16 protein-coding genes and 1 tRNA gene are annotated in these 26,365 nt (G+C 43.5%); 14 read left to right on the top strand and 3 right to left on the bottom strand.

The genetic code is table 11. The features are described 5' to 3' along the window. Positions 1-78: 78 nt before the first annotated feature. Positions 79-1,083: a glycosyltransferase family 2 protein gene (locus tag ACBR23_RS00100; protein WP_371118300.1), complete on the top strand. Its 1,005-nt coding sequence runs from the start codon at positions 79-81 to the stop codon at positions 1,081-1,083. A 183-nt stretch (positions 1,084-1,266) separates the two neighbouring features. Here ACBR23_RS00100 and ACBR23_RS00105 read toward each other — a convergent pair whose 3' ends face one another. Then, a complete protein-coding gene (locus tag ACBR23_RS00105; protein ID WP_371115759.1) occupies positions 1,267-2,436 on the bottom strand; it encodes a cysteine desulfurase family protein in 1,170 nt (389 codons plus the stop codon). 96 nt (positions 2,437-2,532) lie between these two features. Here ACBR23_RS00105 and ACBR23_RS00110 point away from each other — a divergent pair, with 96 nt between their 5' ends. The 11 genes from ACBR23_RS00110 (at position 2,533) to cheB (ending at position 21,069) form a co-directional block, all read left to right on the top strand. Further along, positions 2,533-3,183, top strand: coding sequence for a hypothetical protein (locus ACBR23_RS00110; protein WP_371115760.1), 651 nt, complete (start codon positions 2,533-2,535; stop codon positions 3,181-3,183). A 71-nt stretch (positions 3,184-3,254) separates the two neighbouring features. Beyond that, positions 3,255-4,574 carry a four-carbon acid sugar kinase family protein gene (locus tag ACBR23_RS00115; protein WP_371118301.1) on the top strand — a complete coding sequence of 440 codons (1,320 nt, stop codon included), beginning with the start codon at positions 3,255-3,257 and terminating at the stop codon, positions 4,572-4,574. A 783-nt stretch (positions 4,575-5,357) separates the two neighbouring features. After that, a complete protein-coding gene (gene ldpA / locus ACBR23_RS00120; protein ID WP_341735763.1) occupies positions 5,358-6,509 on the top strand; it encodes a circadian clock protein LdpA in 1,152 nt (383 codons plus the stop codon). Positions 6,510-6,734: 225 nt separating this feature from the next. Next, positions 6,735-8,510 (top strand): R3H domain-containing nucleic acid-binding protein, encoded by a 1,776-nt coding sequence (locus ACBR23_RS00125; RefSeq protein ID WP_341735857.1) that lies wholly within the window; start codon positions 6,735-6,737, stop codon positions 8,508-8,510. A 291-nt stretch (positions 8,511-8,801) separates the two neighbouring features. Beyond that, positions 8,802-10,466 (top strand): CheR family methyltransferase, encoded by a 1,665-nt coding sequence (locus ACBR23_RS00130; protein WP_371118302.1) that lies wholly within the window; start codon positions 8,802-8,804, stop codon positions 10,464-10,466. A gap of 115 nt (positions 10,467-10,581) precedes the next feature. After that, positions 10,582-11,712, top strand: coding sequence for a chemotaxis protein CheW (locus ACBR23_RS00135; protein ID WP_371118303.1), 1,131 nt, complete (start codon positions 10,582-10,584; stop codon positions 11,710-11,712). Between the two features lie 185 nt (positions 11,713-11,897). Next, positions 11,898-13,358: a methyl-accepting chemotaxis protein gene (locus ACBR23_RS00140; RefSeq protein WP_371118304.1), complete on the top strand. Its 1,461-nt coding sequence runs from the start codon at positions 11,898-11,900 to the stop codon at positions 13,356-13,358. Positions 13,359-13,476: 118 nt separating this feature from the next. Beyond that, positions 13,477-15,276: a methyl-accepting chemotaxis protein gene (locus tag ACBR23_RS00145; RefSeq protein ID WP_371118306.1), complete on the top strand. Its 1,800-nt coding sequence runs from the start codon at positions 13,477-13,479 to the stop codon at positions 15,274-15,276. A 62-nt stretch (positions 15,277-15,338) separates the two neighbouring features. Next, positions 15,339-17,222, top strand: coding sequence for a methyl-accepting chemotaxis protein (locus ACBR23_RS00150; protein WP_371118307.1), 1,884 nt, complete (start codon positions 15,339-15,341; stop codon positions 17,220-17,222). Between the two features lie 68 nt (positions 17,223-17,290). After that, on the top strand, positions 17,291-19,789 hold the full coding sequence (locus ACBR23_RS00155) for a response regulator (RefSeq protein WP_371118308.1): 2,499 nt from the start codon (positions 17,291-17,293) through the stop codon (positions 19,787-19,789). Positions 19,790-19,980: 191 nt separating this feature from the next. Continuing rightward, entirely contained in the window at positions 19,981-21,069 is a 1,089-nt protein-coding gene (gene cheB, locus ACBR23_RS00160; RefSeq protein ID WP_371118309.1) for a chemotaxis-specific protein-glutamate methyltransferase CheB, read from the top strand. Between the two features lie 3 nt (positions 21,070-21,072). On the opposite strand, the gene ACBR23_RS00165 is transcribed toward cheB, so the two are convergent. Next, positions 21,073-21,453: a response regulator gene (locus tag ACBR23_RS00165; protein ID WP_341735771.1), complete on the bottom strand. Its 381-nt coding sequence runs from the start codon at positions 21,451-21,453 to the stop codon at positions 21,073-21,075. Positions 21,454-22,100: 647 nt separating this feature from the next. Here ACBR23_RS00165 and ACBR23_RS00170 point away from each other — a divergent pair. Both ACBR23_RS00170 and ACBR23_RS00175 read left to right on the top strand, forming a co-directional pair. Further along, the gene (locus ACBR23_RS00170; protein WP_371118310.1) at positions 22,101-24,758 is read left to right on the top strand and encodes a GAF domain-containing protein; all 2,658 of its coding nucleotides are present in this window, start codon (positions 22,101-22,103) and stop codon (positions 24,756-24,758) included. A gap of 103 nt (positions 24,759-24,861) precedes the next feature. Then, a tRNA-Gln gene (locus ACBR23_RS00175) sits at positions 24,862-24,933 on the top strand. 98 nt (positions 24,934-25,031) lie between these two features. Here ACBR23_RS00175 and ACBR23_RS00180 read toward each other — a convergent pair. Then, positions 25,032-26,276: a serine hydrolase gene (locus ACBR23_RS00180; protein ID WP_371118311.1), complete on the bottom strand. Its 1,245-nt coding sequence runs from the start codon at positions 26,274-26,276 to the stop codon at positions 25,032-25,034. Positions 26,277-26,365 lie beyond the last annotated feature (89 nt).

A 26,365-nucleotide genomic window follows, 5' to 3' on the forward strand; every position in this document is an offset into this window, starting at 1 on the left:
AACTTTACGACTCCTGCAAGGACTGCTATAGTTAGTTGTTGATAGTTGAGTTGACGGTTGATGTTATAGCATAAAGAAATGGACGCTGCATTATTTTTGGAAAAATTGGCGGGGAAAAAGGCTGAAGCAGAGGTGATGCTGGATGTTTCGGCGGTAGTCCCGGTGTATAATGAGGTGGAAAGTTTACCTCATTTGATTGAGGCGATCGCCACTTCGATTCAAGCCTCTGGACTCAGCTATGAAATTATTTGCGTAGATGATGGTTCTAAGGATGGTTCCGCTGAACTTCTCAAACAGTTAGCTAGCAGTCGCGATGACCTTTGTGCTGTAATTTTACGCCGCAATTATGGTCAAACTGCCGCCATGTCGGCGGGTTTCGATCGCGCTCGCGGTCGTGCTATTGTCACCCTAGACGGCGATTTGCAAAATGACCCGGCTGATATTCCGTTATTGTTGGCAAAGTTAGATGAAGGCTACGATTTGGTCAGTGGTTGGCGGAAAAATCGGCAAGATAATACGATTAGTCGGTTAATTCCTTCTAAAATGGCGAACTGGCTGATTGGCCGCGTTACAGGAGTGACTTTGCACGACTACGGCTGTTCTTTGAAAGCTTATCGATCGGAGTTGGTGGCAGACTTGAATCTCTACGGCGAATTGCACCGATTTTTGCCAGCTTTGGCGTTTATTGAAGGGGCGAGAATTGCCGAAATGCCGGTGCGACACCACGCCCGCCGTTTTGGTCAAAGCAAGTATGGAATTTGGCGGACTTTTCGGGTATTGATGGATTTGTTGACTATTTCTTTTATGAAGAAGTTTTTAACTCGCCCCATGCACGTTTTTGGACTTTTGGGACTGAGTTCTATGACTTTGGGAACTGTTTTAGGGATTTATTTAACATTCCTGAAATTGGGTCTTGGTCAAAGCATTGGGAATCGTCCTTTACTGATTTTAGCTGTGGTTTTGCTGTTAACAGGGGTGCAGTTATTTTGTTTTGGTTTATTAGCAGAAGTGATGATGCGGACTTATCATGAATCTCAGGGTAAACCAATTTATCGAGTACGCGAAGTGTTTGGTTCTAAGTAAGGGGTTGATACCAATTATACTCGGCGATTGAAATCGCTGCTACACAAACAAAGTCCGCCTTCGCGGACTGAAGAAATAGGAAAGTTTTAATACCAAATCCGGGTTTTAAACCCCCTCGATCTCTTAGTCCGCGGAGGCGGACTTCGTTTGACAAGACGCGGTTTCAACCGCCGAATGATCTTTTTAACTCATGACTTTTTGAGCTTGTCGGAGAGATATAATAGTGGCGATCGCGTGTTGAGAGACTGCATCTATTTCTGCTACAGTATTGAAACGGCCAATCCCAAACCGAATCGAAGCGTAGGCTAATTTGTCCGATCGCCCGATCGCTGCTAAAACATGAGATGGAGATATTTTGGCAGAAGTACAAGCAGAACCGGAAGAAACCGCCGCCGCTGACTGTAACCCCAACAGCAATGCTTGACCGTCAACGCCACCTACACTAATATTAAGATTACCGGGCAATCTTTTAGTCGCGTGACCGTTGAGAAACACATCTCCTAATTCTGCCAAATTTTGCCACAAACGCTCGCGCAAACTCACAACTCGTGCTGTTTCCTCCTCCATTTCCGCAATTCCTAATTCCACAGCTTTAGCAAATCCGACTATTTGCGGTGCGTACAGTGTACCCGATCGCATTCCCCGTTCGTGACCGCCGCCGTGCATTTGTGGTGCTAACTGCACTCTCGGTTTATGGCGACGCACGTAGAGAGCTCCAATGCCTTTTGGTCCGTAAATTTTGTGGGCTGTCAAGGACATGAGATCGATATTCATCTCCTGTACGTCTAGGGGAATTTTACCAATCGCCTGGGCCGCATCTGTGTGGAAAATAATATCATTTCCGCGACAGATTGCCGCAATTTCTCCAATTGGTTGAATCACTCCAATTTCATTATTAGCAGTCATCACCGAAACTAAAATCGTCTCCGATCGAATCGCTTTGATCAAGTCGCCTATATCAATCAATCCGTCACTTTTTACAGGTAGAACAGTAATGTCAAATCCCAATTTTTCCAAATAGGTACAGGGGTCAAGAACCGCATTATGTTCAGTTTTTACTGTTATAATGTGCTTTCCTTTGCTGAAATAGGCTTCGGCGATGCCTTTAATCGCTAAGTTATTGGCTTCCGTTGCACCGCTGGTAAAAACAATTTCTTCTGGAGAGGCATTGATGGCTTCTGCTAAAATTTGTCGTGACTGTTTTACCGCTGCTTCGGCTTCCCAGCCGTAGACGTGGTTGATGCTGGCTGCGTTGCCGAATTGCTCGGTGAAATAGGGCACCATCGCATCAAGTACCCGCTTGTCTACGGGGGTTGTCGAGTGGTTGTCGAGGTAGATAGGACGTGCGGACATAGTGGAAATTTAGTGAAAAAAGATGTTAGATTTATTGTAGACGAGCCTTTTGTTCTATAGCTAAAATTTATAATTAACAAATATTTGTAAAGATTTATGCGCTCTGACATCCAGGGATTAGAAATTACTGCGGGTGAACTCAAACGCCTCAGCGGTACGGGCCCCGATCGCGTATATCGACCCGCAACAGCAACTAAGTTTGTTCGCGAAGGCGTGAAAACCTTCGGTTTAATTATTTTAGTTCTGATCAGTTGTTTGCTGCTGGTAATGATATTTCCCAGGGCTTATTTGGTTTGGTTGGCCATTCACCTGATGGCGATCGCCGGTTTAATCTTTGAGGATATCTGGAAAATTAGGTGCAGCCACCAAAACAAACATTTAATTAATCTTTTTGATGATGTCGATCGCTACAATGGTATCATCAAGGCGATCGCCATTAATGACCAAATAGAAGATGCTGGTAATTCGGGAGTCAAAATAGCCGATCGCTCAAAAGTCATTCAAGCATTGGATCTGATCAGAAATGATTTAGTCAGAGCGTTGAAAACCGAGAGAATCATCAGGGAAAACCAAAAATTTGTGGGAACTAACTCCGAACTATTCGCCACTAACCTAGTCGCCTTAAATGCCCTGCAAATTAGCGATCGGGCTAGCGAACAAGGGCGATTGCTAAACGAAGCTTTGCAGGTAGCCGTGGGAGTTCAAGCAGAAATGAAAAAGTTGCAACAGCGAAAGGAGGCGACGTGAACGGAAAATTTTTTCAGTGAAGTCACTGGGTCAGGATATCTTAGAAAGGTGACGTTAACAACCAGGTCAGTATGTCTGCTAAACCTAAGATTATAGTTCTTGATGACGATCCCACAGGTTCTCAAACCGTGCACAGTTGCTTGCTGCTGACTACTTGGGACGACGCAACCCTGCGTTTGGGACTGCGGGACAAATCGCCGATTTTCTTTATACTGACAAATACTCGATCGCTAACTCCCGAAAACGCAGCCTCCGTCACCCGCGAAGTCTGCCAAAACCTGAAAATTGCGATCGCCGCCGAAGGAATTCAGGATTTTTTAATAGTTAGCCGTTCCGATTCTACCCTGCGCGGTCACTATCCCATCGAAACCGACGCGATCGCCGAAGAACTAGGCCCCTTCGACGCTCATTTTCTAATACCCGCCTTTTTTGAAGGAGGTAGAATTACCCGCGACAGCGTACATTATCTAATGGTTAACAACGTCGAAACACCGGTTCACCAAACCGAATTTGCCAAAGATTCAGTCTTTGGCTACAGCCACAGTTACCTCCCAGACTACGTTGAAGAAAAAACCAAAGGTAGGATTCAGGCCGAGAATGTCGATCGCATCTTACTCGCAGACATCCGCCAAGGAAACTTAGATCGACTCATGCACATGACAAACAACCAATGTGCAGTAGTAGATTGCGAAAATCAAAGCGATTTAGACACCTTTGCTAAACACATTCTCGATGCAGCTAGTCAAGGGAAAAAGTTTTTATTCCGCAGCGCAGCCAGCATTTTAACATCCTTAGCCGACCTAGGTCCCCAGCCCATCGCCGCCGACAATATGGCAAAATATGTCAGGAATGGCAAACCCGGTGCAGTAATAGTTGGTTCCCACGTTAAAAAAACCACAGAACAATTGGAACAATTGTTAAAAGAAGCCAACACAGTGAGCATAGAAATAGATGTAGCTCATTTACTAGAAGAAGCCCCAGAGGAGCGGACAAATTTACTGAATAAAACTCTAGAAAAAGTCCGCAATGCTCACAGCGATGACAAAACCCCAGTAATTTATACCAGCCGCCAGGAACTACAATTTAAAAACACAGAAATCCGGTTAAAATTTGGAGAAGCTGTTTCGGCTTTATTGATGGATATTGTCCGCGGCCTGCCGGGAGATATCGGGTTTTTAATCAGCAAAGGTGGTATTACTTCCAATGATGTTTTGAGTACAGGTTTATCCCTCAAAAGTGTCAGACTCCTAGGTCAAATCATCCCTGGTTGTTCAGTAGTAAAAACCGAGTCAAATCATCCTCTATTTCCCAATTTACCAGTAGTTTTGTTTCCCGGAAATGTCGGAGATAGTAATGCTTTAGCCACGGCTTACCAACGACTGAGCAAGTAATATAGCAATCCTAAATCATTTGTGAATTTCTTACTTCCTCCCCTTCATAAGGTCCGGGTTGGGGTGGGGTAAAAAACTTTACGACTCCTGCAATGACTGCTATACAATCCGGTCGGTATCAACCGGGTTTTTGCACAAAATTACAGTCTCCTAGCCTGGAATTCCACTGAAAAACCCGGTTATATCAAATCCGGTAACATCGGAATTATTCATCTCTCTTATCTCCCTCTGTGTTCTCTGCGTTCTAGTAAGGTTAAATCATTCCGATACAACCGGAATTGATATTACTTTGATATTCAAATATCCCAGACTATTAGATATCTCCCCAAAATATCTTCACAGAACAGGCACTCCAGCCTGTTCCACAGGAATTATTGGAGATGTCTATTAGTCCAGGACGCATTGAGAGTTGGGACTCTCCTCTTCCTCAGCGTCCTGTGTGTTCTGTGCGGTTTGATCATAACAATGCCAATTGTAACTTTTACAAAAACTTTAAAAAAACTTAACCGCTGCTTTTCTCGGCAGCGATCGCCCGCACATGATATGATAAAAAGTCTTTATCTAATTAAAACATATTCCCAAAAATTAAACTCGTGCCCGGATTCGCTATTTTGAAAAAAATTAAATTCATCCACAAAAGCTAGGAGCAAACTCTACATATAGGGCTGAGAGTAGGTGACATACTACTATCAGTAGTGTTTTCAGCTTGTATGACATTAAACCTTAAAATTAATTAGAAATTTAGACCTCGCAATTTTAAACCCAAAACGTTAGCATATAAAGGTGACAGAACATTATCAGCCCCTAAACTCATTAAAAAGTGGCCATTGGTTCAAGCTGATCTGTGGGGCCAGCTTTCAACACCTGCCTGCGGTCCGCAACCTGACCTTGGCTTACACCTTAGCAGGTGCTGACTGTATCGACGTCGCGGCAGACCCCGCGGCGATCGCAGCAGCGAAAGAAGCCCTACAGGTGGCGCGCACCATACAGACTCAAGCCCAAAACCCCAGGTTTGACCGACAAGGTTTGCCCTGGCTGATGGTAAGTTTAAATGATGGGGAAGACCCGCATTTTCGTAAGGCCGAATTCAACCCAGCCGAGTGTCCGGTGGACTGCTGGCGACCTTGCGAAAAAATTTGTCCAGCCACAGCCATCGTTTTTCAGGGTGGTGGCGAAGGTGTTTCCGGGGTCATAGACGAGCAATGCTATGGCTGCGGTCGCTGTCTCCCGGTTTGTCCCAGCCAACTAATTTACACCCGTTCCTACGTGTCGGCCCCTGCCGCGATCGCACCTTTAATCCTGCAATCCGGTGTGGACGCCCTAGAAATCCACACCCAAATAGGCAGAGAAACAGATTTTGCAAGACTTTGGTCAAGCATAAATCCCTGGGTCGATCGAATCAAGTTAATTGCCATTAGTTGCCCCGATGGAGAAGGTTTGATTGATTATTTGCGAACACTTTATCAAATAATTTCCCCCCTTCCTTGTCCCCTAATTTGGCAAACCGACGGTAGGCCAATGAGTGGAGATATTGGAACCGGAGCTACTAGAGCAGCCGTCAAACTAGGCCAAAAAGTCTTAGCGGCCGGCTTACCAGGATACGTGCAACTTGCTGGTGGCACTAATGCTCATACTGTCAGCAAACTCAGAGCATCTGGGCTGATGAGGGAGGGAAGGAAAAATTTGTCAAATTCCCAAACCCCATATATTGCAGGTGTAGCTTATGGCAGCTATGCCCGTGTTCTGCTGTCACCAATTTTAGAGCAATTAGAAACAATGCAAATCGATCGAGCATTGGCGATTCCAAACGCCATCACGCCACCAGTAGCCGGAACTCAAATACCAGGACTAACTCAACTAGAAGCCTTCCCAGCACTGCTCAGGCAGGCCGTGAGTTTAGCTGATTCTCTAGTTTCCCAACTGAAAGAAGATTAGTTAGTAGTCAGTAGTCATTAGTCAGTAGTCATTAGTCAGTAGTCATTAGTCAGTAGTCGTTGGTAGTTAGTGGTTAGTCGTTGGTAGTTAGTTCCAATAACCAATAACTAATAACTAATAACCCATAACCAATGACTAATAACTAATAACCCATAACCAATGACTAATAACTAATAACCAATGACTAAAAAGCTTGAAAACGTCACCCGAACAGATGGACGGCGAATGCAGATTACAGACGACCTCAATAAATTACTCGACATCGTGCCAGATGACATCCGGCAACCCCTAGAACAGCACCCGCAGCGTAACAATCTGATTGAGATTGTGATGGATTTGGGGCGCCTTCCCGAAGCTCGTTTTCCATCCAAGGCCGAACACCTTTCCCAAAAGCCGATTTCCAAGGCAGACCTGAATTACTGCATTGAGCGAGTCGGTCATTTCGGTGGGGACAACCGAGCCGGCATCGAGCAAACCCTGCACCGGATCAGCGCCCTTCGCAACCGCAGCGGTGAGATTATTGGCTTGACTTTGAGGGTTGGCCGTGCTGTGTTTGGGACGATCAAGATTATCCGGGATTTGGTGGAAACCGGCCAATCGATTCTGATGCTCGGCCGCCCCGGAGTCGGCAAAACAACGGCGCTGCGGGAAATTGCCCGCGTGTTAGCCGATGATTTGGAAAAACGAGTTGTGATTATTGATACCTCCAATGAAATTGCCGGAGATGGAGATATTCCTCACCCAGCGATCGGCAGAGCTCGCAGAATGCAAGTTTCCCGTCCCGAACTTCAGCACCAAGTCATGATCGAAGCAGTGGAAAACCATATGCCGGAAGTGATCGTGATTGACGAAATCGGCACGGAATTGGAAGCTTTGGCGGCCCGAACCATCGCGGAAAGGGGCGTGCAGTTAGTCGGTACTGCCCACGGGAACCGGATCGAAAACTTGATGAAAAACCCGACTCTGGCTGATTTAATTGGGGGCATTCAAGCAGTGACTCTGGGAGATGATGAGGCTAGGCGTCGCGGTTCTCAAAAGACGGTTTTGGAGCGCAAAGCACCCCCAACTTTTGCCATTGCCATCGAAATGCTCGAACGCCAGAAGTGGGTGGTACACGAGCAAGTTGCAGAGGCCATCGACACTCTACTACGGGGAAAACAACCGAACCAACAAATCAGAAGCATCAGCGAGACTGGAGAAGTCATCATCGCTCACGAAGCAGGCACTCCTCCCGGCCGGTTTCCGGGGAACTCAGGTACTGCGTCGTCGTCATCGTCGGCTTCGGTATCGGCAATCCGGCCCGTCACCCCCCTATCCGGGTGGCGCAGTGCTGGGAAAATGGTACCCATGCCCCCTCCCGCTGACAAATTCCCAGCCAACAGTGCCCCAGTGTCTGAAACTAGATATTTTGAGCAACTGCTGGAAGAGTCGTTGTCAGTGGAACCAGTCGCCCGGCCCGGACGCTTTTCTCAGAATGTCGGGCCCAATGGGGAAGATTTGCCACTCCACGTTTATCCTTATGGCATAGCTCGTCATCACCTCGAACAGGTAATTTCGACTTTGAATCTGCCCGTGGTGCTGACTAAGGATATTGACACTGCTGACGTGGTTTTAGCTTTGCGCTCTAATGTTCGGAACCAGTCGAAACTGCGTCATTTGGCAAAAACTCGCCAAGTTCCTCTGCACACCATTAAGGCTAGCACTCTGCCTCACGTAGCGAGAGCTTTGCGACGCTTGTTGGACATGGAGGACCCCGCAACCCCGGAAATCGCTGACCTCAGCTTATTTGCCCGCAGCGGTTCTTCTGACGAACTCGAAGCTCTCGAAGAAACCCGCTTAGCTGTGGAGCAAATTGTGATTCCCAAGGGACAGCCTGTGGAACTCTTACCCCGTTCTCCTAATGTTCGCAAAATGCAGCATGAACTTGTGGAACACTATCACCTAAAATCCGACAGTTTTGGTGAAGAACCGAATCGCCGTCTGCGGATATATCCAGCTTAAAGTTGGGAATTGAGGCGGTTGCACGCAGAAGGCAGAAGGCAGAATTTTTTCTGTTTTCTGCCTTTTGCCTTGGAGTTGCTGAATATTTTAGTCCTGGACGCACAGATCGGGTAATTCTGTCCGGTGCAGCCTAAATTTATATTACAATGCCTCCTGGAGACAATTTTCTGATATGATATTCTTGGTATAGCTTTTTTCAGGGCGATCAGCTAAAATACCCATAAAAAATAACAACTAACAAATAAGCATCACTAATTCACACAAATTTTAGAATAAATCTACATATTTAATATGAATGATTCACTAATTCAACTATTTATTCAATTAATTAGTTCTCAAATTGGCTTACAAATTCGGTCCCAAGACCGAGCTACTTTGTGTCAAAAAATTGTGGACAGAATGCAAGTTTTAAAAATTAAAGAACCCGAAAAATATTATCAAATTTTAAATCATAAAAGCTTTCAAAGTCAAAACGAATGGCGCGAGTTAGTATTGCTATTGACAACGGTAGAAAGTTATTTCATGCGCGATCGGGGACAATTTGATTTATTGAAAAGAGTGATTTTGCCTGAATTAATAGCTCAGAAAAGAAACTTGCAAAATACCTTGGGAATTGTGCCGACACTCCGAATCTGGAGTGCGGGATGTTCCACTGGTGAAGAGCCTTATTCTTTAGCTATTTTGTTAAAAGAATTGATTGCCGATTGGCATCAATGGAAAATATTAATTTTAGGGACTGATATAAATGAAAAAGTAATCGAAAAAGCCCAACAGGGAGTATACAGCCCTTGGTCCTTTCGCTTGGTTGACCCCCAAGTACAAAAACAGTATTTTAATCAGCGACAAATTGAATGGGAAATAAGTCGAGAATTGCGTCAAAGTGTAAATTTTAACTGTGTAAATTTAATCGCCGACGAATTTCCTAATATTTACAAAAATATTTATAATATTGATTTAATTTTGTGTAGAAACGTTTTTGTTTATTTTGAGCATCAGTATATTTCACTGGTACTGAAAAAAATTGCCAAGACTCTGAGACCGGGAGGATATTTAATGACCGGTCACGCTGAAGTGCACGGTCAAATTATGAACGAGTTTCTACCCAAGGTTTTTCCGGAGTCCATTGTTTATCAGCGTCGAGATCCATTACTGAGGGAAGGCTCTCAAAATGAATCTTGGAACTTACAGCAACTCAAGTCGTCCCTTGAGAAATCAGAAAATTATGAATTCGTTGACGATCGCAATTTCCTAGGACGAGCAACGAAATCAGCTAATTTTGCTCAGGGGTCTTTTTCAGAACTCACTCCCCTGTTAACAGAATCTAGTCCCCTGGGAAAAATGCTGAGAAATCGCTATTTAGTCGGAGATTTAACCGAAAGAAAAGCGGCAAAAGCACCCAATAAGGAATTGAATCAACCCCAGGAAAAAACCGCTTCAATATTGATTGAAGAAGCCAAGAAAAATTTTAAAAATAAAGCTTATGCAGCAGCCATTTCTCAAGCCAAAGAATCTCTTAAAATGCAGTCTTATAATTTTGATGCAGATTATTTATTAGCTCAAATTTATGCAAATCTAGGTAAGTATTCTCAGGCGATCGAACACTGCCAACGAGCTAGTAAAGTTGATGCAATGTCGGTTTTTCCTTATTATTTACAAGCTCAAATTGCCGAAGAACAGGGAAAATTAGAAACAGCTAAGCAGTTTCTTAAGAGAATAATTTATCTTTGTCCATCTTTTATTTCCGCTTATTTAGACCTGGGCAATATATACCATAAAGAAGGCCAGATAACCAGAGCCATGAAAATGTATAATTCATCCTGTGAAATTCTTGGAAAATTACCGCCCAATACTCCGATCGACCAGCAGGGCAAAATGACGGCGAGCCAAGTTTTGTTACAACTTAAAAAAAAATTGGTAAGATTGTACGGTCAACAAAATTTATGCACTGGTAGCTAACAACAGGGTTCCTCTATAAACCAGTCCTTCCCTAATATCTAGTCCCGTGGAATATTTATAATGCTCGATCCCTCTCCTTCGCTGTGCCCTATACCTTTGTCCCAAATAGTTCAATATGGAAACTAAACCGTATCTTATTTTTGAACAGAACGGTTTTCTCTACGGTGTAGAAGCCTGCTGTGTTCAAGAAATTTTCTTTCTGCCGGAGTTGACGCCCATTGCAGAAGCGCCTCAAGATATTGTTGGGGCGATCGACCTTCGGGGTGAAATTCTGCCTGTGATGGATCTGAATCTCCGTTTTGGATACGTTTGGCAGGAGTATACTGTGACAGATAGTGCGATCGTCATAGAGTGGCAAGAATGGAAAGTCGGTATCATTGTCAATCAAGTTCGCGAAGTTAAAGAAATCTCAGAACATACCACCACTCCCCAGCTATCTTATGGGCGAGACGAAGGCGTCGCATCCCATCATTTTGTCGCTGGATTTGCCCGCTGCGAAGCCGATATTATCATGCTACTCAATCTCGATCGCCTAATTCGATATTCTGCTGAAAAAACAGAGGAAAGCTTACCTATTTCTGTCAGCGATGCAGGTGGTGAAGAAACAGCACCAGAGACAGAAACTGAACATCTACCCTGGTATCTCAAAGCCAAATTGTTGAGTGAAAATGCGAAAATTTTAAGCAAGCATCAGATTTTTTGCCCCCAAGCTACGCCGGAAGAAAGGGCAATTTTTAAATCGCGGGCTGACAATTTGAGGCGGCAAGGCGAGGGGGATAATTCTGCCGCAATTAATATATCCGTGGCCGTATTTACTTTGAATGGTGAATACTTTGGTATGGACCTAGATGTAGTCCGCGAATTTACTGACATTCGCCAACTAACCCCAATTCCTTGCACTCCCGATCGCATAATTGGCAATATGAATTTACGCGGAGAAATTTTAACCATACTGGATATTCGCAATGTTTTAAATATTTCTTTAAATATGCCTAGTGCCACCAATTATCCATCTCAGGCGATCGTTGTGCAAGTAGCAGATTTAGTGACTGGTATAGTTGTAGACGAAATCTTAGATATTGTATATTTAAGAGTCTCAGAAATTGCAACTGTTCCCGCGGCATTGCATTCAGCTAACCGCGAATATCTACGAGGTACAGCTATTTACGGAGGAAAAATGATGGCGATTCTGAATTTGGAAAAACTCCTCACAAAAGGAGGAGTCATTGTTGACGAAGAGGTTTGAATTAAAAAAATCTCCCAAATCGGTTTTAAAAACTATATTTCACTAAAGAAGATAATTTGGTATTATAAATATTGATTAAGACTTACGCAAAACTTCTGCCCAAGGGTGTAATCGGGGGTCTTCCCCCTACTATTGCCCCGTCAGCATTAATACTGCGTAAGTGCTGTTAAATCCCGGAGAAAAATATGTTTGCTATCTTAAAAAAATTAAATATTAGAAATAAAATGTTGATAGCCTATGTAGCGCCCGCAGCTATCTACTTAGGTCTACCCATCCTAGTTTATCAAACCACCAATCAGGTATTGAGTAGTTTTCAAGAAGTAGAAAGAATAGAAAATGTCATCGGACTAACCAACAATATTTCCGCAGGAACTGAGCAAATGGTACGCGGATTACGGGGGTATTTAATCAATCAAAATCCGCAGTTTTTAAATGATTTTAAAACAGGTGCAGAATTGGCTCGTCAGTCTGCTAATAATGTGGAGCCCATCATTAAAAACCCTCAACAGAAAACTCGTCTACAGAAGATGCTAAGTCTCAACAACGAATATTATAATAATTCTAACGAAATAGTTAATTTATTGCAAGCCAATAAAAAAACTGAAGCCCTCGCAATATTTAATACAGGAAAACACACAAAATTTGTGAATGAATTTGTCGAAATACATAGACAGTTTAGCGAACTAGAATCAGACTTAATTAAAAAAGAGACAAATAAAACGAAGGACTCTTTGATATTTTTAATATCGGTATTGGTAGTTAGTTGTGGGTTTTTAGTCCTGTTAGGTGGGGTGATAGCTTGGGTGATTTCGTCAGGAATTGCCAGAACTATCGATCGCGCAATTAGCTCGATCGCCATTTCTTCCAGCCAGATTGCAGCCACCATCGAAGAACAGGAACGGATGGCCAGTCAACAAGCCGCTTCAGTCAATCAAACTACGACTACAATGGACGAACTGGGTGCGTCTTCCAGGGCGACAGCACAGCAGGTAGAAACAGCAGCGATGCAAGCAATGCAAGCTTTGAATTTAGCTGGAGGTGGCACAAAAGCTGTAGCACAAACTTTAGAAGCCATGGCAACTCTCAAAACCAAAGTGGAGGATATGCAAGGACAAATTATGCAATTGAGCGAACAAACCGATCGCATTGGTAATATTTCAACTTTAGTGAGCGATTTGGCTAATCAGACTAATATGTTAGCACTCAATGCCGCCGTGGAAGCCGTGCGGGCGGGGGACAATGGCAAGGGGTTTGGTGTTGTGGCCTCAGAAATTCGCAAACTGGCCGAGCGCAGTAAAAAATCCGCAGCACAAATTAACCTATTAGTGGCGGATATTCAAAGAGCGATTAATTCAACAGTAATGGTCACAGAAGAAGGGACTAAAACAGTAGAATTTGGGGTGAATATTGCCTCAGAAACCGCCGCTGCATTCGCCGGGGTTGCCAATGCAATTAACAATGTAGTCATGAGTTCTCAGCAGATTTCATTGAATGCCAAACAACAAGCGATCGCGATCGAACAGGTGGTGCAAGCCATGAACTCCCTCAATCAAGCCGCAGCTCAAACAGCTTGCGGTATCAGTCAAACTAAAATCGGGACCCAAAAATTGAATGAAGCAGCCTTAGATTTGAAAGCAGTTGTGTAAAATATTTCTAATTTATGGACTAATAACCTAATTATTTCATTCCTAATAACTCGCAGCCTTGCCCCACCCTGACAATGTGTAAGTCATGATATTTTTTAATTATGAGAAATTTACAAAAATGCCAAACATATCCTTAAGAATTAAAGCGATTGCATTTGCTCTCGCCCTCGGTACACTTCCAGCTATCTTAACGGGAGCCATAACTTTTTTCTTTGCCAATCAAAACCTAAATACTTATGTAATTAAATATCAAGAGTCACGAGCAGTCGCCATAGCCCATGATGTCAGTAATTTAGTTTTTGAAAGGTACTTAGATGTTCAGGAGCTAGCTAATTTAAGTATACTGAGCGATCCCAGAGTCAGCGAAACTACTTCCAAGAGCCAAAAACAAGCTCTGTTAGATAAATATGTAAAACAAGGGGAAGGTTACGACAGCATTGCCATCGCCGATCTTCAGGGAAATACTATTTTACAATCCAGCGGAGAGCCAATTATAGATTTGGGTAAACGGGATTATTTTCAGGAAGTATTTAAAACTAATCTTCCGACAGTAGTGCAACCTAGAGAATCATTTATCACTGGCAAATACTCTATTTTTGCTGCGGCTCCTGTAGTCGAAATTAATACAGGAAAAACTATCGCAATTCTGAGAACTCGCACGCCTATAAAATATTTAGAACAGGCTTTTCAGGAAAACAAAGAAAAATTAATCAGAGACTCCGAAGGACTAGAAGCAGATGAGTATCATTTAATTGATAGCAATGGCAAGTTTTTTTCTGCCACCGAAATCGAACATCTGGGCAGAGATGCACGTTCAGACTATAGTGTTTTTGCGACAATGCAGGCCGCCCATAAAATAAACAGTCTCATCGATATCGATGGGATTCGCGGAGGAGAAGAACTGGTGACATATGCTCCTATTGAAATTGAAAAATCAACCAATATGCCGAAATTGGGTTGGAGTGTCCTGATTGCCAATGATACAGACAACGTATTTGCTCCCCAAAAACAATTGCTATTTGCTCTGATAGGAGGAGTTGGACTAACTGCTGCTGTTGTCAGCGCCATGGCAACTTTTGTCGCTAGTCGAACTACCAGATCAGTGAATAAAATTGTGCGGACGATCGCCTATTCTTCCTCACAGATTGCTGTCACCGTCGAACAACAAGAACGTATCGCCAGTCAACAACTATATGCTGTGGAGCGAACTGTGAGTACAATGGATGAATTGGGTGAATCAAGCAGGGCTTGTGCTTCCCAAGCAGAAGCCGCTGCTCTGGGAGCCAAACAAGCTCTCGCGCTCACCACCGGAGGTAGTCAAGCAGTACAGAATACCCTCAAAGAAATGGCAAATTTGAAACAAAATGTTGCAGCAATTGAAAAGCAAATTTTGCTTTTGAGCGAACAAACGAGTCGCATTGGTAATATCTCTAGTTTAGTTAGCGATTTAGCCAATCAAACAAATATGTTAGCGATTAATGCTGCCATCGAAGCCTGGAGGGCTGGCGAAAGTGGCAAAGGATTTGCAGTTGTTGCTACAGAAATTCGGCAATTGGCAGATTTAAGCAAGGAATCTGCTAGCAAAATTAATGCTTTAGTTGCCGACATCCAGACATCAATTAGTTCCACAACCATGGTGACGGATGATGGATCAAAAACCGTGGATAGTGGAGTAAAAATTGCGCGAAAAACTGCCGATGCCTTTGCTGGTGTAGCACAGGCGATCGATCGCATTGTTTTGAATAGTCAACAAATTTCGTTTACTGCGAAAGACCAGGCGATCGCCATTCAGGATGTAGTTCATGCCGTTAATTCTCTCAACCTCGCCGCCCAGGAAAATGCCACCGGCATTTCTCAAGTCAAACTCGGAATCGAACAGCTTAATAAAGCAGCCCAAAATCTGAAATCATCAGTGTAATCAGTAGTCAAAATTCACCCGTCATTTCCAACCAATTAGCCCTTTCATATTCCCCATTACTAATGATTAAAAAACTTTTCACAAAACTCCAGTACCGACTGCTAATACTCTTAATTTTAAGTACCTTAATTCCCTTATTGATTGTGGGTTTTTATGGGGTTTATTCCTCCACTGCCGCCCTGAAATCTTTAGCATTATTAAGTCTTGATGAAAGTGTTAAATCTAGCGGTAATCAAATGATTAATAAATTTGAAAATTTTAGTTATGATATTTTATTTATCGGCAAATCTTCCCCGATCCAGGGTATTATTAGAGCGAGGGAGGGCAATGGAGTAGACAGAGAAAGTAATTCAACTTATCAAAATTGGGTCGAGCGAATGCAAATCATCTTTTCATCACTGATGGAAGTCAAGCCCTATTATATGCAATTGCGTTACATAGACGAAAAAGGTAACGAACTTGTTCGTGTAGATTCTGATGGTAAAAATATTAAAATTCTTCCGGATAACCAATTACAAAATAAAGCAGAGAGAGATTACTTTTATTTAACTATGAAACTCAAACCAGGAGAAATATATGTCTCCCAACTTAATCTCAATCAGGAATACGGCAAAATAGAAATTCCTTACAAACCAACAATTCGCTACGCTACTCCAATTTTTGATACCAAAGGACAAAGAAAAGGCATTTTGATTGCTAATGCTCTGGGTCAAAGTCTGATTGATATTGCTAAAGAACTCAAGCATCAAGATGCAGACCAAGTTTTTATGTTAAATCAAGATGGTTACTATATCCACCATTCAAATCCTGAGAAAGAATGGGGTTCGGAAATAAAAACCGATGAGAATTTGCACAAAGATTATTCAGAAGATATAGTTAATCAAATACTTTCCGGGGGTCAAGGCAATGTCGAACTCAGCGATAGAGTAGTTAGTTATTATACAATATTTCCCATCAAAGACAACAAGCAAAGATTTTTTGTAATTGTCCATCAGGTAGACAAAAGTTCCCTATTTGATTCTATTTTATGGTTCAAAATAATAGGAACGCTAGTTACTATATTATCCCTAGGTACTGTGCTGCCTTTAGGACTTTTAATACTACAAAATCTGGTGAAATTAATTCAGGTTTTGGTATACCAAATATCTTCATTTTCCCTAGAAATAGTATCTAATATGAATGAACAAGAACAAATAGTTGGTCGTCAATTTGTCTCAGTGAAAGAAAGCACTACAACTTTAGAAAATTTGGCCCTGTCTTCTTACCAAACGGTGGAGCAAGCTGAGGCGGTTGCGACTGCTGCTCGCCAAGCTTTAAATCTCGTGGAACAAGGTACGGAAATGGTAGAGCAAACTCTCGATCAAATGCTACATCTTAAAGAAGCTGTGGTGGTAATTTCCCAGCATAATCATCGACTCGATGACAGTACAAGTCAGATTGGAAATATTTCTAGTTTAGCAAGTTTGGTGAGCGATTTAGCTAGCCAAACCAATATTTTAGCTCTCAACGCAGCCGTCGAAGCAGTCAGAGCCGGCGAGTACGGTAAAGGTTTTGCAGTGGTAGCCAGCGAAATTCGTAAGTTAGCAGATGAAAGTCAACAAGCAGCGCAGAAGATTAATGGTATTATTCCAGAAATTAAGAGCGCGATCGCCTCGACGGTGAAAGCCACGGAAGATGGCAAAAAAACCGCAGCAGCAGGGGTGAAAACAGCACGAGATACGGCAGAAGCTTTTACGGGTGTCAGGGAAGCTTGCAATCTCGTGTTTACGAGCAACCAGCAAATTTCTTTTAATATTAAACAGCAGGCGATCGCGATTCAGCAAGTAGGTGATACTATGAATGCTCTCAATCAAGCAGCATCTCAAACAGTCAGTGGGATTTCTCAAGTCAAAATTGGCACTCAAAAACTTAATGAAGCTGCATTAAATCTCAAGTCTGTAGTGTAGTAAGTTGTCAATTCCCAATTCTCAATTCCCCATTCCCCATTCCCCATTCCCCATTCTTAAAAATATCTATGATAATTGAAGATGAAGAACTCCGAGATGTATTTAAAATTGCCAGTGAAGAACACTTACAGAAACTCGATGACGGATTGCTGTATTTGGAAGAACACCCAGGGGATGCCGCTAAATTAGAAGAATTACTGAGAGAAACCCATTCTCTCAAAGGTGATGCGGGGATGCTAGGAGTAAAAAGTGTGGCATCTTTAGCTCATCAAATGGAGCATATTTTGGGAGGTGTCAAGCGCGGAAAAACTCAACTAACTTCAGATATTAGCGATAAACTTTCCCAAGGTTTAGAAGCCATCCGCAAGCTAGTTGACGAAGCTGTAACGGGCGAAGATTCGGGAGTTAATACATTTTACATCCTCGCTAGCATGATGGGTGCTTCTAGTCAACCACAACCACAAGTTACTAGCCCCATAGTAGAAGCAGCATCTTCAAAATCACCAGAATCAGAAAACCCCTTGGTAGAAACCCCAATTACTGAGCATTCTACCACAGAAATAGAAACAAGTATTGAAACTTCAGAAGTCGTTAATTTAGAAAATAATTATTCTTTTTTACCTCTACAATCCGAGCAAGAATTGCTGCTGCAAGCTCAAAACTTGCCTACCCCTTCGGTGTCAAATGCTTCGGATTCACCATCCCCTGCCACCGCCTTATCCACCTCATCTTATCGTATAGAAACCATTCGCGTTGCTACCCAAAATTTAGATGATTTAATGACTCAAGCTGGGGAACTTACTGTCACCAAAACTCGACTGGGACACCGAGTGGCAGATATCGAACAAATTACGACTTTGTGGGAAGAGTGGAGTCGAGAATATTTTGTCACTAGCTTGACTTTTCATCAGATACAAATAGATGAAAACAGGATGAAAGAAAATGATAAATTCATGCAATTGCAGAATTACTGTCAACGTACCCAAGAACGTTTAGAACGGCTTGGCATTTTAGTCAACCGCTTGAAAAATTTAGTGTATGAAGATACGGCGAGACTTGAAATAATTGCCGAGGAACTAGAATCAGGAATTCGCACTCTCAGACTGCTGCCTTTGTCTACTATTTTTAATTTATTTTCTAGAACTGTAAGAGACTTAGCGAAACGGGAAGGTAAAGAAGTTGCCTTAGTGATTGAAGGAGGCGAAACTACAGCAGACAAACGCATTTTAGAGGAAATGAAAGACCCTTTGATGCACATGATTCGGAATTCGATCGACCACGGAATTGAAACTGTTGCAGAACGCAAAAAAGTTGGCAAACCTCCTGTGGCAACTCTCCGTATAAAAGGTTATTCTATAGCCAGTAACGTGATTATTGAAGTGGCTGATGATGGTCGAGGACTAAATCTTGAGCGTATTAAACAAACGGCAATCAAACGTAATATTTGTACCTTAGAACAACTGGCAGTTATGACCACAAGTCAAGTGCAATCTTTGATTTTTGCTCCTGGTTTTTCGACCAGAACATTTGTGACTGAAGTATCGGGACGTGGGGTGGGTTTAGATGTAGTGCGTACTAATGTTGAAGCCTTGAAAGGTACTATTCAAGTGGATTCTTTGCCGGGACAAGGATGCACTTTTAGATTGCAACTAAGTACGTCTTTAGCTACAGCGAATGTATTGATTGTCGTAGTTGAAGACATTGCTTATGGTCTGCCACTAGAGTTTGTAGAAACAGCACAATTAGTTTCTTCTTCTGATATTTTTGCTATGGAAGGTAGGGAAACTGTACTTTTAAAAGGTCAGCCTCTGTCAGTGTCTCACCTGAGAGATTTACTGGAATTAAATAATCAAACCTGGATGCAAAATCGGGCTGGTAAAGAGGAAAATTGGAACGAACTTTACCCCCATACACCCAAGGAATTTATGGGTTCAAATTCGGGAAAAATTCCTTGTATTATTTTAAAGATAGGAGAGGAAAGATTGGGATTATTTGTAGATGCTTTAATAGACGAACAGGATGTGGTGATTAAACCTCAAAGTAAATTACTAAAAAGGGTGCGAAATGTTTCCGGTGCAACAATTCTTGGTAACGGGGAAGTTTGTATGGTACTGAATCCCCAGGATTTGATAAAATCGGTACGCAAGCAAGTTTTGTCGCGTACTATTGCTGGTTTGCGATCGCCCATGGAGACTGCCAGCCGAAAACAAGTTATACTTTTAGCAGAAGACTCGATCGCCACCCGCACTCAAGAAAAACGCATCCTGGAAAGTGCAGGTTATGAAGTGGTGACAGCCGTAGATGGATTGGATGCGTTCAATAAATTAAAAACTCGCAATTTTGATGCGGTGATTTCTGATGTGCAAATGCCAAATTTGGATGGTTTGGGACTGACTGTTAAGATTCGTCAGCAACAAAAATACAGTGATTTGCCGATAATTTTAGTGACTTCTTTGGCTTCGGATGAAGATAGAAAGAGAGGTGCTGATGCCGGGGCAAATGCTTATATTCCTAAAGGTACTTTTAATCAAGATGTGTTGGTAGAGACTTTAAAAAGGTTAGTTTAGTCATTAGTCATTAGTCATTAGTTATTAGTTAGTAGTCAACAGTTATTAATTATTAGTCATTAATTATTAGTCAACAGTTAACAGTTCACAGTTAACAGTTAACAGTCAACAGTTAACAGTCAACAGTTAACAGTTAACAGTTAACAGTCAACGCCCTAGGCCCAATTAATTCCCCATTCCCCTAAAAACTGATGTTATCGCCTATTAAAGTATTATTAGTTGAAGATTCTCCAGTAGTGACGATCATCCTCAAACGAATTTTTGACTCCTCCCCAGAAATCAAAGTTGTCGGTACTGCTTGCAACGGATTAGAAGCACTAGAATTAATCCCAAAACTTCAGCCACAAGTCATCTGTACCGATTTAAATATGGCACCGATGAACGGGTTAGAATTCACCCAAGAAGTAATGAAGAAATATCCTCTACCAATTTTAGTCATCAGTGCTTCCGTGCAAGCCGATGATACTCATAATGTATTTCAACTGTTAAAAGCAGGTGCATTGGATGTTTTTCCCAAACCGATGGGCGGGTTAGCGTCAGATTACGATCGCCTTACTAATCAATTAATCGCTAAAATTAAAATCCTCTCAGGAGTGAAAGTATTTACACGGCATCAAAAGTTCGTACCCACCGAATATGTCAACAAAAATGTCAAAAAAATTAACCCATTACCAGTTTCTCCTTACCAATTTTCCCCAGAAAATGTCAAATCTCCCACTATTAAACTATTGGCTATAGGGGCTTCTACAGGAGGCCCACAGGCATTGCACGGGATTATTTCTAAGCTTCCGGCTAATTTCCCCGTGCCTATAATTTGTATCCAGCACATTAGTGAAGGTTTTTTGCAAGGATTAGTTGATTGGCTGGGCCATGAATCGAAACTACCTGTTAAGATAGCTGCTTTTGGGGAATTGCCGCTGGCGGGGAATATTTATTTTTCACCGGAAAAAGTTCATTTAGAATTGGACTCTAAAGGGCGATTTATTTATTCAGAAGCTGCTCCTGTCGGTGGACACTGCCCTTCTGTAACGGTGACATTTAAGTCTGTAGCTAATTTTTATAGTCGCGCTGCTGCGGCGGTGTTGCTGACAGGTATGGGCAGAGATGGTGCTGACGGAATGTTGGCGATCGCCAAAGTTGGTGGTTTGACAATAGCCCAAGACGAAGCTACCTCTGTTGTCTTCGGGATGCCCAAGGAGGCGATCGCCCTAGGTGCTGTCCAACAGATTCTGCCCATTAGCGCCATCGCTCCTTTCCTGTTGGCTAAATTTAAAATTTAGAACTTATTGCTTGATAAATTTATGAATTACCTCGCGTAACATATCAGCATCAAAGGGCTTAGTTAAATACTCCGTTGCTCCAGCCAAGCGCCCCTGTACCTTATCAAAAGCTCCATCTCGCCCTGTCAACATGACGATGGGCAAGTTCTGAAACTGAGGTAAACTGCGCACGGTGCGGCACAGTTCCAATCCGTCAATACCGGGCATTGAAACATCCAGTAGCAAAACTGCAACTTGTTCGTGATAAATAGTTGACAAAGCATCCACTGCATTGTCAGTCACCAGCACCCGAAACTCTTTGCTTAAAGCCTGTTTGACCAATCCTTGCATTACCGCGCTATCATCAACAGCCAGAATAGTTGGTAAGCTGCTACTTGCAGACATATTCTTCTCCCCAATCTATAATCTATTTATACTTCTTTCAAGAAGTATGCAACATAATTTCACTGTTTCATTTTTGAGTTTTCCCCAGAGGGACTAACTGCAAATGCTTTGCTATCCCGATTACTTGTGAGCTGTTACCGCTACTGGCGCGTCGGATGCGCCAATAATGTGGCTTGGGAGCATTCATCCACCTTGTGCGACTGACTCGCCTTCACTGCCAGCCCTCATCTCGACCGATGCACCAGAGGCTGAATGATATCGCTTCCAAGGAGTTTTAGTCACTATTGTTACGAAATTTAACACGTTAGGAATTTTTTCCACTGAATTTTCTAGCTGTACTTCAGTAGCAGGCATCATGGCTAGGAGTAGGACACTGGTATTGTGACACACACTCAGGATTTTAATCTACCAGTGTGGTAACTAGCTGCCTGATATAAATACGTTAGAAAAAATTTATACTGAATGAATAAACTAAATCTAAGTAACGATCTCAGTCCCCCAACTCCCAATTTCCCACATATCTCTAAACCAGGCACAATGATCCTAGATGCCACTAGGCTACAGTCTGCGCAAACCACAATCTATGCCTTTTAATTCTGTTCTCTATTGATAATTCTTAGCAAAAGCAACTCAACGGGCAGTTACACATGAAAGCACCCTTGCCTTTTACGAAAAAAGTGTTAAAGCTCCAAAATATAGACCTGTATCAGATCCTGGGATCTGCTTCGGAGGCTTGTTTCGATGATTTGGCGGGCTTAGCTGCTCAGATGACTCAGAGTTCTATGGCTGTTGTGAGTTTGAATGACTCTAACGGCCACTGGCTCAAGTCTCAGGTAGGTCTCGATCGCGCTTTTACCCACCACTACCTCAATTTTTGTGCCCTGGCGATGGGTCAAAACCCTGAAGAGTTCGATCGACTCTCCGTATCTAACTCCGAAGTTAGCATCATCCCAGACGCTGCCACCGATCCGCGATTTGCCAGTCATCACCTAGTCGCCTCTGACCCTTTTGTGAAATTTTACGCCGGAATGCCGATCGTCACCAAGGACGGAGAAATGCTGGGAATCCTCTCGGTCATGGATGCCGTACCAAAAGACTTGACAAAAGAAGCAATCAATGCTATAGAAGCTTTGAGTCGGCAAGTTGCTACCCTGGTGGAACTGCGTTGCCAACTAGCCCAAGCCCAGGAACATGGCACTAAGCTAGAACCAACCAAGGAAGACTCAGGAGAATTAGCCGAATTAGAGCGATCGTCTGTGGACGAATTCTTCTCTGGCGTACAGAAGCCAGAGGAAGCTACAAAGATATTTGGCACCAAAAATCTCTCAGTGTTTGGTGAGGGTGGGACATCAATTTATCCGTGGGAAACTACCATCATCGACCAGCAGCCAGTAGAAATAGCGCTCCGAGAAAGCCAAGAGCGATCGCGCCTGTCCACGTTGCAAGCTCAAGTGGGTACGACCCTAGGACAAGGTGGGACTATACCGACGATGCTCAAGGGCTGCATCGACGCCATAGTCAAACACCTAGACGCCACAGCGGCGAGCATCTGGACCTTGAACCGGCAGACCGATCGACTAGAATTGCAAGCTGCTTCAGGACTGAGCAATCCAGCCTGGGAATTGGAAATAGAGGAGTGGATGCGAACAGAACCAGGAAAACTGTCCACAGCCCCCCTGTGGCTGCTGTCGATGCCATCTGCGATCGCCTTTGGTCTGATTGTGGAGAAGCGACTGGTGGGAGTGATGGCCCTGTGCTGCCGCCATGCAACCACGGAGGGAACCCTAGAGGCGATCGCCTCCATGGCTAACGTGATTGCTGTGGGGATCGATCGGGTGAAAGCTCGCGAAGAATTGTTGAGTAGGCCCGAAGGTTTGCTGTTTGGTCTCGCCAGCCAAATGCGAAACTCCCTGGACCTCGACAAAATTTTAGATACTGCCGTCAACCAAATTCGTAACTTATTACAGATTGACCAATGCTACTTTTTATGGTACTCAGTCTCACCCCAGAACCAGGAGAGCTTTGCGATGACCCACGAGGCGGCAAATCCAGAGTTGAAGGACAGACTAGCAGATTACCCGATCGCCCAAATCACGCTCCTGGGTGAAAAAATTCGTCACCGCCAACCGCTCAGGATCGGCGATGTGGCAAATACCACCTGCATTGAGCCGCCCACCCAAGCTTTTTTGGCAGATTTGGGAATTGCGTCCAAGCTGCTGCTACCGCTCAAGACTCGCGCCGGTCAAATGGGAGCAATTGTTTGCAATCACTACAGCAACCGCCGGGAGTGGTCCTGGAGCGAAGTAGAATTGCTGCAAGCGGTGGTAGACCAACTGGCGATCGCGATCGACCAAGCCGAACTTTATGCCCAAAGTCGCGCCACTGCCTTAGCCGCTCAAACTCAAGCCCGCCAACTAAGCCAAACATTGCTGAATTTGCAGCAAAAAGAAGCTCAACTCATCCAAAACGAAAAAATGTCCTCTCTCGGTCAAATGGTGGCCGGTGTCGCCCACGAAATTAACAATCCGGTAAACTTTATTTACGGCAACTTGACTTACTGCGAGCAGTACATGAAAGATCTGCTGGATTTGCTGCGCTTGTACCAAAAACACTACCCCGAACCCTGCGCCGAAATTCTCCACAAGAGCGAAGAAATTGATGTGGATTTCGTCATCCCCGACTTGCTGAAAATTTTGTCTTCCATGGAGATGGGAGTCGAACGCATCCGTAAAATAGTCGTTTCTTTGCGGAACTTCTCGCGACACGACGAAGGCGAGATGAAGCCCGTGGACATTCACGAAGGCATAGATAGCACCTTGCTGATTTTGAACAGTCGCTTGAAATCCAACGGGCAGATTTCTGCGATTGAAGTAGTCAAAAATTACGGCGAGTTGCCAAAGGTGGAGTGTTACCCCAGTCAACTCAACCAAGTATTTATGAACGTAATCGGCAATGCCATCGACGCCTTGGAACATCAGCCCGCACCCAAGAAGATCGAAATTTCGACGGCGATAGTGGGAACAGACTCCCAGGAAACATCCTGGGTCAAATCCAGCGGTCAATTTGTGCTGATTCGGATTCGGGACAATGGCCCAGGATTGACAGAAAAAGCCAAAGGTCGCTTGTTTGACCCATTTTTTACCACAAAGCCTGTGGGTAAGGGAACTGGACTGGGCTTGTCGATCAGTTATCAAATTGTGGTAGAAAAACACTCCGGGAGCTTGGAGTGTATCTCACAAACAGGACAGGGAGCGGAGTTCAGGATTAAAATCCCGATCGCTCTCCCCTCTGTGAGCAAGACTTGAACAAGAGCGGGCGATCGTCTTCCAGACAAATTTTCAAATTTTTTTGTCAAACCCCTTGACAAATTACCACATCCCAATGGTAAGATAATAAAGGTTAAGACATTGGGGCGTCGCCAAGTGGTAAGGCAGCTGGTTTTGGTCCAGCCATTCAGAGGTTCGAATCCTTTCGCCCCAGTTAAATCATAAATAAACAATAAAGAAGCAGAATGAAAAGTACATAACTTTTCAAGGGCAGACACCATGCCTACCCCACAATGATTTTATTGCTGAATATTATTTTTGGGGATTACGAGCATTGAGGCGATCGAAAATCGATCGCGAAATTGCCGGAAATATGGTTTCATCCTTGGCATAGGCTGCATCGTCAGCGAAAACGACTAAGATATAAATCGCTCGATCGTCTAAAGTCCTGACAAACGCCACTTCGCTGCGACACTTGGAAGTATAACCCACTTTAGAACCAAAATAAATATTAGTTGGTAAAGATTCCCCAAGAAATCCCTGTATCGAGTTACTAGGGTCGTTTTTCCAAGCCTTGGGGTCTAAATCTCGCGTCAGCAAGTAAGCCATTTTGCGGCTGGCGATGCTGGAAACAGCTTGTCTGGTATAAATTTCATACATTAATCTGGCTCCTTGATCGGTAGTTACTTGATTGCGAATGGGCTGGGCTGATTCCCCTTGCAACTGCAATTCCCGACCTGTAGGCTGTTCTTGATTTAAATAATATATTGGATAATTTTTGGTGGTTAAACTAATATTTTCATAACCAGATGATTGAAAAAATGTATTAATTTGATTCCTTTTTTTGAGCCAATTTTCCCAGCTTTCTCCTGTGAGTTTATCCCCGGATTCTGTATCGGTAATCTTGTCTAAAATCCGGCTAGCTGCGTCGTTGTTGGAAACACGAATCATTTGTTCTAAATCGGAAGTAAAAGCCGATTCTTTTTCAGCGATCCTGCCTTTTTCCATGGCTGAGTAAAACGCAGCCATCCAAAATAATTTAGCCACGCTAGCGGGAAATCTCAGGGTTTGATTTTGATATCCGGCGAAGGTGTGGGCTTGGGAATTGCTGACATCCACCAAGCTAATTGATAGTGGTTCTACCGGTAATCCTTTGGATGCCGCAATCTGCACTGCTTCATCAACAATGACTTGCAATTCCTGAGAATAAACTGGATTGGGCGGTGTTTTGATATTATAGGTGAAGCTACTATCGGAATTGGAGTCTACTACATTTTCTGGTGTGGAAATTGTCGGTGGGGCGATCATCTCTTGAGGCGAGATTATAGGCGGTTCCATGGGACGACGACATCTAAATGGTAGTGTGACGATCCAACCGATCGCGATCGCCCCTAGAATTAAATACAGAATATTGCGATATTTTAACCGAGCAAAAGCAGTCCTCCGTCGGCGACGGGACTTGACTGGACGCTGATTAGTTGGGCGTCCTGGGCTGGTGCGTCCTTTGGTGGTTGGGCGTCTGGGGGAGATGGGGCGGCGGCGTCGGTCTATTTGCATTACAGTGGTGTGGTATCAAACTCGCAGGATCAGTGTATAATGAGGCGGCCTCTAAATGACAAATGTGTCGATCGACTCAGTTTTTGCCA

Source organism: Microcoleus sp. (assembly GCF_041354475.1).
In the GTDB taxonomy this organism is placed as follows: domain Bacteria; phylum Cyanobacteriota; class Cyanobacteriia; order Cyanobacteriales; family Microcoleaceae; genus Microcoleus.

What these genes read in the sequence shown, in the direction of transcription:
- ACBR23_RS00155 (WP_371118308.1), top strand. Translation starts at nt 17,291, where the DNA reads ATGATAATTGAAGATGAAGAACTCCGAGATGTATTTAAAATTGCCAGT.
- ACBR23_RS00180 (WP_371118311.1), bottom strand. Translation starts at nt 26,276, where the DNA reads ATGCAAATAGACCGACGCCGCCGCCCCATCTCCCCCAGACGCCCAACC.
- ACBR23_RS00105 (WP_371115759.1), bottom strand. Translation starts at nt 2,436, where the DNA reads ATGTCCGCACGTCCTATCTACCTCGACAACCACTCGACAACCCCCGTA.
- ACBR23_RS00100 (WP_371118300.1), top strand. Translation starts at nt 79, where the DNA reads ATGGACGCTGCATTATTTTTGGAAAAATTGGCGGGGAAAAAGGCTGAA.
- ACBR23_RS00140 (WP_371118304.1), top strand. Translation starts at nt 11,898, where the DNA reads ATGTTTGCTATCTTAAAAAAATTAAATATTAGAAATAAAATGTTGATA.
- ACBR23_RS00115 (WP_371118301.1), top strand. Translation starts at nt 3,255, where the DNA reads ATGTCTGCTAAACCTAAGATTATAGTTCTTGATGACGATCCCACAGGT.
- ACBR23_RS00110 (WP_371115760.1), top strand. Translation starts at nt 2,533, where the DNA reads ATGCGCTCTGACATCCAGGGATTAGAAATTACTGCGGGTGAACTCAAA.
- ACBR23_RS00170 (WP_371118310.1), top strand. Translation starts at nt 22,101, where the DNA reads ATGAAAGCACCCTTGCCTTTTACGAAAAAAGTGTTAAAGCTCCAAAAT.
- ACBR23_RS00150 (WP_371118307.1), top strand. Translation starts at nt 15,339, where the DNA reads ATGATTAAAAAACTTTTCACAAAACTCCAGTACCGACTGCTAATACTC.
- ACBR23_RS00130 (WP_371118302.1), top strand. Translation starts at nt 8,802, where the DNA reads ATGAATGATTCACTAATTCAACTATTTATTCAATTAATTAGTTCTCAA.
- cheB (WP_371118309.1), top strand. Translation starts at nt 19,981, where the DNA reads ATGTTATCGCCTATTAAAGTATTATTAGTTGAAGATTCTCCAGTAGTG.
- ACBR23_RS00125 (WP_341735857.1), top strand. Translation starts at nt 6,735, where the DNA reads ATGCAGATTACAGACGACCTCAATAAATTACTCGACATCGTGCCAGAT.
- ACBR23_RS00145 (WP_371118306.1), top strand. Translation starts at nt 13,477, where the DNA reads ATGCCAAACATATCCTTAAGAATTAAAGCGATTGCATTTGCTCTCGCC.
- ACBR23_RS00165 (WP_341735771.1), bottom strand. Translation starts at nt 21,453, where the DNA reads ATGTCTGCAAGTAGCAGCTTACCAACTATTCTGGCTGTTGATGATAGC.
- ACBR23_RS00135 (WP_371118303.1), top strand. Translation starts at nt 10,582, where the DNA reads ATGGAAACTAAACCGTATCTTATTTTTGAACAGAACGGTTTTCTCTAC.